Origin of the sequence: Pseudomonas sp. URMO17WK12:I7, from assembly GCF_003269045.1 — a bacterium.
GTDB lineage: Bacteria > Pseudomonadota > Gammaproteobacteria > Pseudomonadales > Pseudomonadaceae > Aquipseudomonas > Aquipseudomonas putida_J.
The window spans coordinates 1-10,908 of sequence record NZ_QLTL01000015.1 but is presented as its reverse complement, the minus strand read 5'-3'; the positions used below and the strand labels follow the sequence as shown (position 1 = coordinate 10,908).

Annotated in this window: 12 protein-coding genes; 11 read left to right on the top strand and 1 reads right to left on the bottom strand. The window is 61.3% G+C overall.

What is annotated here, in order from left to right; translation table 11 throughout:
- The first annotated feature begins 59 nt into the window (after nucleotides 1-59).
- The 6 genes from H040_RS20570 (at nucleotide 60) to H040_RS20545 (ending at nucleotide 5,960) form a co-directional block, all read left to right on the top strand.
- The gene (locus H040_RS20570) at nucleotides 60-590 is read left to right on the top strand and encodes a hypothetical protein (protein ID WP_256208053.1); all 531 of its coding nucleotides are present in this window, start codon (nucleotides 60-62) and stop codon (nucleotides 588-590) included.
- A 97-nt stretch (nucleotides 591-687) separates the two neighbouring features.
- Entirely contained in the window at nucleotides 688-1,470 is a 783-nt protein-coding gene (locus H040_RS20565) for a hypothetical protein (protein ID WP_143512532.1), read from the top strand.
- The gene (locus H040_RS20560) at nucleotides 1,467-2,132 is read left to right on the top strand and encodes an ABC transporter ATP-binding protein (RefSeq protein WP_027918488.1); all 666 of its coding nucleotides are present in this window, start codon (nucleotides 1,467-1,469) and stop codon (nucleotides 2,130-2,132) included. The genes H040_RS20565 and H040_RS20560 overlap by 4 nt, the downstream gene beginning before the upstream one ends.
- Nucleotides 2,125-3,294: an ABC transporter permease gene (locus H040_RS20555; RefSeq protein ID WP_050437201.1), complete on the top strand. Its 1,170-nt coding sequence runs from the start codon at nucleotides 2,125-2,127 to the stop codon at nucleotides 3,292-3,294. The genes H040_RS20560 and H040_RS20555 overlap by 8 nt, the downstream gene beginning before the upstream one ends.
- Nucleotides 3,287-4,750 carry a TolC family protein gene (locus H040_RS20550; protein ID WP_027918490.1) on the top strand — a complete coding sequence of 488 codons (1,464 nt, stop codon included), beginning with the start codon at nucleotides 3,287-3,289 and terminating at the stop codon, nucleotides 4,748-4,750. Before H040_RS20555 ends, H040_RS20550 begins: the two co-directional genes overlap by 8 nt.
- Nucleotides 4,743-5,960 carry an efflux RND transporter periplasmic adaptor subunit gene (locus H040_RS20545; RefSeq protein ID WP_033696123.1) on the top strand — a complete coding sequence of 406 codons (1,218 nt, stop codon included), beginning with the start codon at nucleotides 4,743-4,745 and terminating at the stop codon, nucleotides 5,958-5,960. Before H040_RS20550 ends, H040_RS20545 begins: the two co-directional genes overlap by 8 nt.
- 32 nt (nucleotides 5,961-5,992) lie before the next feature.
- Here H040_RS20545 and yaaA read toward each other — a convergent pair whose 3' ends face one another.
- Nucleotides 5,993-6,772 carry a peroxide stress protein YaaA gene (gene yaaA / locus H040_RS20540; RefSeq protein WP_027918492.1) on the bottom strand — a complete coding sequence of 260 codons (780 nt, stop codon included), beginning with the start codon at nucleotides 6,770-6,772 and terminating at the stop codon, nucleotides 5,993-5,995.
- Between the two features lie 137 nt (nucleotides 6,773-6,909).
- Between yaaA and H040_RS20535 the strand changes: the two genes are divergently transcribed.
- From H040_RS20535 to H040_RS20515, 5 genes are all read left to right on the top strand, one after another.
- On the top strand, nucleotides 6,910-8,037 hold the full coding sequence (locus H040_RS20535) for a polysaccharide deacetylase family protein (RefSeq protein ID WP_027918493.1): 1,128 nt from the start codon (nucleotides 6,910-6,912) through the stop codon (nucleotides 8,035-8,037).
- Nucleotides 8,038-8,320: 283 nt separating this feature from the next.
- Nucleotides 8,321-9,715 carry a PhoH family protein gene (locus tag H040_RS20530; RefSeq protein ID WP_027918494.1) on the top strand — a complete coding sequence of 465 codons (1,395 nt, stop codon included), beginning with the start codon at nucleotides 8,321-8,323 and terminating at the stop codon, nucleotides 9,713-9,715.
- Between the two features lie 165 nt (nucleotides 9,716-9,880).
- Nucleotides 9,881-10,351, top strand: coding sequence for a cyclic pyranopterin monophosphate synthase MoaC (gene moaC / locus H040_RS20525; RefSeq protein WP_027918495.1), 471 nt, complete (start codon nucleotides 9,881-9,883; stop codon nucleotides 10,349-10,351).
- Complete coding sequence (locus H040_RS20520; protein ID WP_027918496.1) at nucleotides 10,351-10,596, top strand: MoaD/ThiS family protein; 246 nt, start codon at nucleotides 10,351-10,353, stop codon at nucleotides 10,594-10,596. Before moaC ends, H040_RS20520 begins: the two co-directional genes overlap by 1 nt.
- Nucleotides 10,597-10,598: 2 nt before the next feature.
- Nucleotides 10,599-10,908 (top strand): molybdenum cofactor biosynthesis protein MoaE (locus tag H040_RS20515; RefSeq protein ID WP_112312893.1); only part of this gene is annotated, 310 nt, incomplete at its 3' end.

Sequence of the window (10,908 nt, the reverse complement as noted above, 5' to 3'; positions counted from 1 at the left end):
TTGCTAAGGTTTCTCCGTTGTCCGCCGTTAAGCCCTTTGGACGCTCCCAAGAGCTGTCCATGAACGAAGGAGCGTCTTGGGCAGCCCGGGCCATTGGCCAGCGGGAGCGTCTCATCCATCAAACACAGGGAAGAGACGAGAAAACGCTTATGAAAAAGACACTGCAAATCCTCACGGCCAGCGCTTCGCTGCTGGTAGCCGGCATGGTGCATGCGGGGCCCAACGTCAATGTGACGTTCAAAAACCTAGGTGAACCTCCTGTCGATTTGAAATTAGTCACAGCGAACGAGACGACGACTTATCAAATCGCCAATCCAAAACCCCTGCAACGTGTTGGGGCTCAGTCATCAATCAACTTCAATGTCCAACGCCTTGTGAGCCCGGACGTCAACGGCGCAATGATTCGATACGTGAACGGGGGCAAGACCTGCGCGTTTGGTACCACCTTTCAGATGCGCGTTCTACCCGGAGGTATAAAGCAACCTCAGTGGACCAAGACCGCAACGCCTAGTGGTGGTGCAACGTGCACTGCAACGATCACCAGTACGCGCGCAGATTATCCGTGGGATGTCGTCTTCACGATGAAGTAATCCACTCCACTCGGCTGGTTTAATCAGTTTTTCTGCTTGGCCAGTCGACTTTTTCGATGTCTCCTCGTTGGAGGTTGATATCGGTGAGGGTAACTGCATGGATGTGTTAAAACTTGGTTGCAAGTTTAAAGGTCAAACGTTAGTCGGTCCTCAGTCGGAGAGCCTTGATAGGTCGAGTTCTTCGAGACGAGCCGTTGAAGTTGGCTGTTCAGAAGACGAAAAAGTAGATCTTGACCCCCTGGCTCGGCAGTTAAGTGAAGCCGCAAAAAGGGCGGACGAGAGAAACGCTTCTATGGATAGGAAAGCGCTTGCCGCCTTGGCCGAGCGTGTGCTGGAAAAAGTTTCGGGCCGTAGCTTCGCATTTGCCAAGCCTGTCCATGACACGTTCATTCCGGAAACCGATGACCCACAGTTATTGGCAAGAGCACGACAGGCAACAGACTTTCTGAATGGGCAAGGTGAAAACCCGTTTTCGCGGCTGCCTCGCGACGATCTGAGCATGATTGTGTACGACGAGGGCGGGGGCTTTACCATGAATGAGCGCAATGCGGCATGGAGGGAGCTCAACAAGCGCGATTGTGAATGGACAATGCAAATTGGTAAGAAAATTAGTGCCGAGCTCCAGGCGGCTGGGCAAAGTAAAAGTGTGCAGGAAGTGCTGGGTTACTACCGCTCGTTACCATTGATAGAACAAGCGCAAATGCCAGGAAATATTGAGGCGGATCTCGTGGATCGATTGCCTGCTAATGAAACGGAGATGCCAGAGTTTTTGACATCTTTGATGAATATTATTGCTGGTGATTGGGCGACTAAAAATTCGTCATCTGTAGGCGCCATGGACAACGGTAACGAGTCTGAGAAGCAGGGGGATAAAAAATGAAATACGTGATTTCTCTATCGGGTATCACACGCGTCTTGAACAGGCAGCCAATCTTGAGGGGGATTTCCCTGTCCATCCCTTATCATCAGGCCTGTGCCATTGTTGGAACTTCCGGCTCAGGCAAGAGTACGCTTCTCAATTTGATCGGGCTTCTCGATAAACCGTGCGGTGGTCAACTTATCCTTGATGGACAAGACATGACCAATGCCAATGACGATCGACGTGCGCTGATGCGCAACCGCCTGCTCGGCTTCATCTTTCAAAGCTTCAACCTGCTGCCACGTCTGTCCGCCCTGGACAACGTCGCGCTGCCGCTGTGTTATCGCGGCATCCCCCTGTCGACGGCACGGCAAGCCGCGCACAGTCAACTGGTGAAGGTAGGCCTTGAACACCGAGCCAGTTACCGGCCCGCTGACCTCTCCGGCGGCCAGCGTCAGCGTGTGGCAATCGCCAGGGCGCTGGTCACCGACCCCAAGGTACTGCTTGCCGATGAGCCTACGGGAAGCCTTGATAGCGACACCGCTCAGGACATCGTGGGGCTGCTGGTGGCGCTGAATCGTCAGCAAGGCACGACGGTACTGATGGTCACCCATGACCCAGCACTGGCGCGGTGCATGGACCGACGCCTGCTGGTGCATGAGGGTGCTGTATTCGATGCCTGAACGGTACGGACCCAGCTGGCCGCATCGCTTCGCTGAAGCGCTGGGCAGTGTGCGACAGCTGGGCACTCGAGCCTGGCTCGCGCTACTGGGCATTGCTGCTGGCTGCGCCGCGCTCGTGGCGTTGATGAACATCGGCCACAGCGCTTCGCAGCATGTGCGGCAGATGTTTCAAGGGTTGGGTAGCGAGTTACTGGTGGTCAGCCTGGAAGCCAGGGACGAGGGCCCCGGGCTGATGCAACTGGCGCTGGCCGGCCTGCCCCCCGGCATCCGTGCTGCGGCACCGCTGGCGGTCAGCGTGGCCACGGTGCGATTCAACGCAGTGAACGTCGAGGCCATGATCGTAGCAAGTACTTCGCAGTTGATCGAAGTACTCGACCTTCGGGTTGCTCGAGGCCGGTTGTTGTCGCGTCACGATGACCCGGCCCGGCATGTGCTGCTGGGGGCTTCGCTTGCCAACCAGCTGCGGGCGAGCAGTGGCGATCGTTTGCAATTGGGTAGCTATGTCTTCGATGTGATTGGTGTGCTTGCCCCGCGTGGGTTCAACCCCGTGCTGCCGGTCAATTTCGACGACGTCGTACTGATGCCGCTGGCCGGTGTGCGCCGCCTCGATCCTGTGCCTGAAGTCGCCGCGCTGGTGGCGCTAGGCCAGGATGCCGCAACCTTGCCGCTGGCCGCCGAGGCGCTGGCGCAGTACCTGCAGGCCCGCCTGCCCCGGCATGACGTGGATGTTCAACTGCCTCGGCAGATGCTGCAGAGCATGGCTGCTCAGTCGACGATGATGACCTGGATGCTCGCAGGTACCGCTGCCATAGCGCTGCTGCTCGGCGGTGTCGGAGTGATGAGCGTCATGGTGATGAATGTGCTGCAGCGCCGCCGCGAAATAGGCGTACGCCTGGCATTGGGCGCGCGTGGCCGTGACATTGCCTGGTTGTTCTTGCTCGAAGCGCTGTTGTTGTCGGTCGCCGGTGCTGTGCTGGGGGTGTTGCTTGGATTGGGCGCCGCCTGGTTGTTCGCACTCGCCAGCGGCTGGCGCTTTGCACTGGATGCAGGGTCGCTGCCGGTAAGCATCGGCATTTCGCTGATGCTGGGGCTGGTCTTCGGTTTGCAGCCTGCGTTGGTCGCTGCGCGGTTGCAGCCGGTAGTGGCTCTGCGTGATGACTAAGCGATGGATGGCCGTCTGGGCCTTGTTTTTACCGTTGCTGGCATTGGCCGACAGCGGGTTACGGCCGTCCCGGCCGACGTTGCCGCATGCGCCACCGGTGAGCGCCTTGTCGGTCGCGCACGACGGTGTGGTGGCTATCGAGCTGGTCGATGCGATTGCGTTGGCCTTGCGCGACAACCGTGCGATCCGCAGTGCCTACCTTCAGCGTATCGCGCAGAAGTTCGACTTGCGGGTAGCCCGCGACCATTACGCCCCGCAACTGTCACTCAAGGCTCGCTACTCAGGTAATCGCAACCACAGTGATCGCTACCGCGAGGCGCAGCTGACACCGGCAGCGAGCCTGCTCACGCCCTTCGGCATGCGCCTGAGCCTCGACTGGGCGTATGGCCATACCCGTGCCGATGGTGCTGGGCGACGCTTCAGCGATGGCGCGAATTTCCTGATCATTCAACCGCTGCTGCGCGGTGCCGGGCGCGAAATCGCCAGCGCGCCTCTGCGCCAGGCGCGCCTGGACGAGCAGTTGAACCGTCTGGCGCTCAAAGACGACGTTATCCAGATCATTACCCGTACGATCACGCTGTACCGCAGCCTTTTACGCGCACAGGAGCAGCTACGCATCGCCGATGACGGCCTTCTGCGTTCGCGGCAATTGGTGGCGGTGAACCGGGAGCTGATCGCTGCCGGCCGTATGGCTGCATTCGACATCGTTCAGGCCGAGGCAGAAGTGGCCAGCCAGGAGCTGGCCCGGGAAGGTAGCCGCAATCATCTGCAGCAAAGCCGCCTGGCACTGGCGCAGCTTTTGGCCATCGACCTGTCCACGGAACTGAAGGCTGTTGATGCGCTGCATGTCGAGCCCTTGCAGGTGGATATCGACCAAGCGCTGGCCCGGGCAGAGCTGCTCCAGCCCGCTTACTTGATGCAACGTGTGGCCAGCGAGCAGGCACTGATCGACCTGCAGGTCGCGCACGATGCGCAGTGGTGGAACCTGTCGCTGGTGGGTGGTGCCAGTCAGCTGCGTGAGCGGCCAGGCAATGAGCGTACCTGGGAGCACTATGTGGGGCTTGAGCTGGAGGTGCCGATCAACGATGTCAGCCGGCGCCAGGCCTTGGTACGGGCGCAGGTCAGCGTGGACCAGCAGGCATTGAGCCAGGCCGAATCGCGTCAGCAATTGCAGCGGGAAGTGACCAGCGCCGTACGGGATATTCAGGTGCGCTGGCGTCAGCTGAAACTTGCCGAGCGGGCGTTGGCGTTGTCGCGGCGCACGTTCGATATCGAGCAGGAAAAACTGGCAGCCGGGCGCTCCAGCAACTTTCAGGTGCTGAGCTTCGAAAGCGACCTGCGTTACGCGCAAAGCACGCACCTCGATGCCACCCTCGACTATCTGGATGCCCAGGTTGTGCTGGACCAGGTAGTGGGGTCCACGCTCGAAAGCTGGGAGGTTGCGCTCAATGACTAGGCGATGGTGGCTATTGCTGGGGGGCGGCATGGGGCTGCTCCTGGCAGTTGCATGGTTGGCATGGCCAGAAGCGCCGGGGCCTGCGGCGCAACGCTGGGTGCCAGTCGAACCGCAGCGACTGGAAGTTCGCCTCGGCCTGGTCGGCAAGCTGCAGGCTGGGCGTCAGATGATCCTCAGCGCGCCTTTCGATGGCACGCTGGAGGCCTTGTGGGCGCATGAAGGGCAGCGGGTGGCCGCGGGCCAGCCGTTGCTGCGCCTGGCGACCGCACACATCGACATTCAGTGGCGCCAGGCTGAGGCCGAGCGGTTGAGTGCCCAGGCATTGGTCGATCGGTTACGTACATGGCAAACCAGCCCGGAAGTTGCTCGCAGCGTGCGTGCACTGGGCGCTGCGCGTAGCGCACTCGCTGCTGGCCAGGGGGCGCTGGATGAGGCGCGTCGGCTGTTCGAGCGCGGTATTGTGGCGCGCATCGAGGTCGACAGCCTCCAACAGTCACTGCAGGTGCAGCGTGAAGCTGTGCTGGATGCTGAAATGGAGCTGCAGCAAACGCGGGCGAGAGGGCAGGGTGAGGCGCTGGCCATTGCCGAAATGACACTGGCAAACGCGCAGGCGCGGTGGCAGGCGTTGACGGCAATGCGTGAGCAAAGGGTGATCAAGGCCCCCTTCGCTGGCCTGCTGACACGCGCAGATGACAGCGCTACCGGCACCGCGCGGCAGTTGCAAGCGGGTTTGCCGGTGACCCAGGGCTTGCCGCTGCTGATACTGAGCGACCTTGAGCACTTGCAGGTGATTGCCAAAGTGCAAGAGAGCGACCTTGCTGAATTACGTGAAGGGATGTCCGCGCAGATCACCATCGCTGGGCGCGCGTTTTCCGGTCGTCTACGGCACATCGGCCAGCAGGCTCGCAACGATGCTGGGCAGGGGGCGTGGTATGACGTGGGGGTGGATCTGCATCTGCCCCAGGAACAGCCGCAACCCAGTCTGCGCCTGGGGATGAGTGCGCAGTTGGCGGTGCTGACGCATTGCCAGGCGCATGCGCTGGTGGTACCTGCCGAGGCGTTGCAAGAAGATGACGCAGGCCAGCCCTATGTCGTTTTTCGCACGGCCGGCGACCCTGCGCCGCGCAGGGTTCGCGTGCTGCCGCAAAGGGTGGTTGAGCAAGGAGTAGCGGTAACCGGGCTTCAGGCAGGCTTCGTGCAGCTTCCATAGGGGCCGCGATGCGGCCCGATTGCCGGCAGCGTTTACTCGCCAGGGTGGTCGCGCAGGAACACCAGCTGGTCTGGCTTGGACTGTTCGGCACTGTAGTAGTAGCCCTGCACATCGAACTGCTTGAGCTGCTCCGGGTCGTTGACCCGTTCCTGGATCACGAAGCGGCTCATCATGCCGCGGGCTTTCTTGGCGTAGAAGCTGATGATCTTGTACTGGCCGTTCTTCAGGTCCTTGAAGTCGACGTTGATCACCCGGGCTTTCAGGGCGCTGCGTTTCACTGCGCTGAAGTACTCGTTGCTGGCCAGGTTCAGCAGCAGGTCGTCACCCTGGTCGGCCAGCGCCTGGTTCAGCCATTCACTGATGCGCGTGCCCCAGAAGGCATACAGGTCCTTGCCACGGGCGTTGGCCAGCTTGGTGCCCATTTCCAGGCGGTAGGGCTGCATCAGGTCGAGGGGGCGCAGCAGGCCGTACAGGCCGGATAGCATGCGCAGGTGCTCCTGGGCGTAGCTGAAGTCATCCTCGCCGAGGGTTTCGGCGTCCAGGCCGGTGTACACGTCACCTTTGAACGCCAGCAGCGCCTGCTTGGCGTTGGCCGGGGTGAATTCCGGTGTCCAGCTGCCGAAGCGCGCGGCATTGAGGCCGGCGAGCTTGTCGGACAGGTGCATCAGCTCGCTGATCTGCGCTGGCGTCAGTTCGCGCAACTGCAGGATCAGTTCCTGGGAATCGTCCAGGTATTGCGGCAGGGTGAAGCGCTCGGTCACCGGCGCGGTGTCGTAGTCGAGGGTCTTGGCGGGGGAAATCACCGTCAGCATCGGGTCGGCTCCTGGAATCGTTGCGGTGAATTCTACGGATAGCTGCCGGTAACGCCAAACTATGGCGACAATAGTCACAGACCATCGCCGAAGCAGGCGCTATAGTGCGCGTTTTGGCCGTCACGGAGAGACCGATCGTGCGCATTGTCGGGGCCTTGCTGGCCATGTTGTTGAGCCTGACCGCCCAGGCCGCCCCCATGCCCCCGGCCAGCCTGGACCGCAGCCTGTGGCCCGAGCAGCTGGACAGTCCGGTGCTGTTCGACGTCGCCTCAAGGGCCGAGATCCTGTCTTTTGCCCAGGTGCTGCATGAAAGCGAGCTGCTCGATGATGGCGCGCTGGCGGCTCGGTTGGGTTTGCGACAGATAAACCTGCAGAAGATCCGCGCCGTGCGCGCACAGATGTGGCAGCGTCTGTGGCAGGGTTACCAGCAGGCTCAGCGCAGCTGCGAGCAGGATGCCTCGTTCTGCTATCTGCTTGAGTCAATGGCTGACTTGCGCACCAAAGCGGCGACGTTCGCTACTGATGTCGGCACGTTTTATACAGGTTGGGTTGAGCCCAGTCATCAGTTCCATGTTCGTTATCTGGATGAGCAATTGCGCAAGGCAGCGTTGCTGCCGCAGACCAGCAGCGAGGTCGAACGGCTGTCCAGCCGCGAGCGCAATGGCGATGAACTGAACGACCGGATGTTCCTGCTGACCTTTGTCGGTGGCCCGGCGCCCGATGGCGGTAGCACCGACGCGCTCACCGAATACCTGCGCAAGCAGAAACTGCCAGGCACCTTCTTTGTATTGGGCAACCGCCTGCAGCAGCGGCGCGACACCGGCGCGGCCAATACGCTGAACCACCTCTACGCCGGCCAATGCGTGGGCATCCAAGGTTGGGAGTACCGCTCGCACGCCCAGTGGCAGGGCTGGCAGGATTCGATCAGGCGCGCCCAGGCCCGGGTCCAGGCCGACCTGCCGGCGCAATACGTGCCGCTGTTCCGCCCGCCCTACGGCCAGCGCCGTGCCGACGGCGAAGCGTTCATGGCCAGCCAGCAGCTGCGGGTGTCGCTATGGGATATCGATGCTCAGGATGATGGGCCGCTGACTGCCGACGCTTCGGCCCAGCGTGTGATGACCTTGATGCTGCTGTGGCGCAAAGGCGTGATCCAGTTCCATGACAGCCTGCCCAAGGCCCAGCCGGCGGTCGAGTGGCTGCTGCACAGCACGGTGCAAAGCGGAATCGGCTGGGAGGACTGCCGTGATTACGCTTATCGCGAATAGAGGGTATGACTTCTGACTGTAGACCCGTGCGGCCTTGCCGCCAAGCGTTCTTCGTCAAACCGAAAAATAAACTTCAAAAACGCGTAAAAATGCTTTTTTTGGTCATCGTTTTTGCGGTATGAAGAAACCAGACAGCCGATTCCTGCAGCACAGGTGGCGTCATCCAGGCCCACCTTGCCAGGTACGCTTCCCGCCCGTAGCAACGCGGATACGGGGAGAACGGCAGTCACTCTGCGGCGCACTACAGAGCGTGCCGTGTGGCTTCGACATAAGGTGACCGAGTATGGATGACCAAGGACGCAACCCTTCCTCCAGCAAGCCAATCCTCTATGTGCTCGATACCAACGTCCTGATTCACGACCCCAACGCATTGCTCAACTTCGAGGAGCACCACGTCGCCATACCGATGACGGTGCTGGAGGAACTCGACAAGCTCAAGACCGGTAAACAGACCATCGCCGCCGAGTGTCGCCAGGCCATCCGCCTGATCGACCAGACCCTTGGTGACGCTTCGCCCAGCGATGTCGAGCAGGGCGTGCCGATCCAGCGTGGCAAGAGCGGGCCCAAGGGTTATCTGTCGATCCTGATGAGCCCGCGCAACGAACCCAGCAAGTTGCTGCCGGAAAACCTCAACGACAACATCATCATCAACACCCTGCTCGACGTACGCAGCCGGCGCACCGAACTGGACGTGGTGCTGGTCACCAAAGACATCAACATGCGCCTGAAGGCGCGCGCCTGCGGGATCGCGGCCGAGGACTACAGCACTGACCAGTTAGTCGATGACGTGTCTTTGCTGTCCAAGGGTTATCACTCGGTCACCGGCTCCTTCTGGGACCGCGTCAGCAAGGTGGATACCCGTCAGGAACGTGGCCGCACCTGGCATCGGGTGCAGATGATCGACAACCTGCCTGCGGTGCACATCAACGAGTTCATCATTGACGAGCAGGGTTTTGTCGGCTGGGTAAAAGGCATCCGTAACGACGAACTGCTATTGCTCGACCTGCACCAGGAGCCATTGCTGCACCAGGAAGCCTGGGGCCTGAAGCCGCGGGACATTCATCAGAGCCTGGCGCTGTTTGCCTTGCTCGACCCGGATATCCACCTGGTCAACCTGACCGGCGCTGCCGGCTCCGGCAAGACCATCCTGGCCCTGGCCGCGGCCATCGAGCAGACCATGGTCAGCAAGCGCTACCGGCGCATCATCGCCACCCGCAGCGTGCAGGGCCTGGACCAGGAAATCGGCTTCTTGCCGGGCACCGAGGCGGAGAAGATGGAGCCTTGGCTGGGTGCCATCACCGACAACCTCGAAGCCTTGCACATGGACGACGAAAGCACCCATGGCAGCGTCGAGTACATCCTCGAACGCGTGCCGCTGCAGTTCAAGTCGCTGAACTACATCCGAGGGCGCAGCTTCCAGCAGAGCCTGATCCTGATCGATGAGTGCCAGAACCTCACGCCGCACCAGATGAAAACCATCATCACCCGTGCCGGCTCGGGTTCCAAGGTGGTGTGCCTGGGCAACCTGGCGCAGATCGACACGCCTTACCTGTCCGCGACCAGTTCGGGCCTCACCTACCTGACCGAGCGCTTCAAGGACTTCCCCCATGGTGTGCACATCACCCTGCAGGGTGTGCCACGCTCGGTGCTGGCCGAGTACGCCGAGTCGCATCTGTAACCGGGTCTTAGGAGCGGCCTTGCGTCGCGAAAGAGCTGCTAAGCAGCCCGTTCGCGACGCAAGGCCGCTCCTACAAGTGGGGCGAGTATTCACGACGGATACATTCCTCTGCTCAAACCTGACCCACAGGTTTACACTCTCTGTTCCCTTCACAGGAGCAGAGCAGTGCTGACACATCTTGATTCCCAGGGCCGCGCCAATATGGTCGACGTCACTGAAAAGGCCGTGACCGAGCGCGAGGCCGTGGCCGAGGCGCGGGTGCGCATGTTGCCGCAGACCTTGCAGATGATCGTCGATGGCGAGCATCCCAAGGGTGATGTGTTTGCCGTGGCGCGAATTGCCGGCATTCAGGCGGCGAAGAAGACCAGTGACCTGATCCCGCTGTGCCACCCGCTGATGCTGACCAGCGTCAAGGTCGAACTGAGCGCCGAAGGCCAGGACGCGGTGCGCATTGTCGCGCGTTGCAAGTTGGCCGGGCAGACTGGCGTCGAGATGGAAGCGCTGACCGCCGCAAGCGTCGCGGCGCTGACGATCTACGACATGTGCAAGGCCGTGGACAAGTGCATGGTCATCGAGCAGGTGCGCCTGCTGGAAAAGGTCGGTGGCAAGAGCGGGCACTACAAGGTGGACGCATGATGAAGGTCAAGGTGATGTACTTCGCCCGTTACCGCGAGCTGCTGGGCGTCGATGGCGAGCGCCTGGAAGGCGAGTTCAAAGTGCTCGACGACGTGCGCCAGGCGCTGGTGGCCAAAGGCGGGCAGTATGCCGTGCTGGCCGAGCAGAACCTGATGTGCGCGCGTAATGAAGAGCTGTGCCGGCTCGACGAGCCGCTGGAAGAGGGCGATGACGTGGCGTTCTTCCCACCGGTGACCGGAGGCTGAACATGGCAGTGCGAGTGCACCAAGGGGCGTTCGACCCGGGGGCCGAGGTCAATGCCATGCAGGCGGCCAATGTTGGCGTCGGCGCCGTGGTCGGTTTCGTTGGTTATGTGCGCGATTTCAATGACGGCCGGGAAGTGGCGGGGATGTTCCTCGAGCACTATCCGGGCATGACCGAAAAGGCGCTGGCCAAGATCGTGGTCGAGGCCGAGCAGCGCTGGCCGTTACTCAAGGTCGAAGTGCTGCACCGCATCGGTGCACTGGAACCAGGCGAGCCGATCGTCTTCGTTGGCGTGGCCAGTGCCCATCGGCAGG

What these genes read in the sequence shown, in the direction of transcription:
- H040_RS20545 (WP_033696123.1), top strand. Translation starts at nt 4,743, where the DNA reads ATGACTAGGCGATGGTGGCTATTGCTGGGGGGCGGCATGGGGCTGCTC.
- H040_RS20560 (WP_027918488.1), top strand. Translation starts at nt 1,467, where the DNA reads ATGAAATACGTGATTTCTCTATCGGGTATCACACGCGTCTTGAACAGG.
- yaaA (WP_027918492.1), bottom strand. Translation starts at nt 6,772, where the DNA reads ATGCTGACGGTGATTTCCCCCGCCAAGACCCTCGACTACGACACCGCG.
- H040_RS20530 (WP_027918494.1), top strand. Translation starts at nt 8,321, where the DNA reads ATGGATGACCAAGGACGCAACCCTTCCTCCAGCAAGCCAATCCTCTAT.
- H040_RS20520 (WP_027918496.1), top strand. Translation starts at nt 10,351, where the DNA reads ATGAAGGTCAAGGTGATGTACTTCGCCCGTTACCGCGAGCTGCTGGGC.
- H040_RS20565 (WP_143512532.1), top strand. Translation starts at nt 688, where the DNA reads ATGGATGTGTTAAAACTTGGTTGCAAGTTTAAAGGTCAAACGTTAGTC.
- H040_RS20550 (WP_027918490.1), top strand. Translation starts at nt 3,287, where the DNA reads ATGACTAAGCGATGGATGGCCGTCTGGGCCTTGTTTTTACCGTTGCTG.
- H040_RS20555 (WP_050437201.1), top strand. Translation starts at nt 2,125, where the DNA reads ATGCCTGAACGGTACGGACCCAGCTGGCCGCATCGCTTCGCTGAAGCG.
- H040_RS20570 (WP_256208053.1), top strand. Translation starts at nt 60, where the DNA reads ATGAACGAAGGAGCGTCTTGGGCAGCCCGGGCCATTGGCCAGCGGGAG.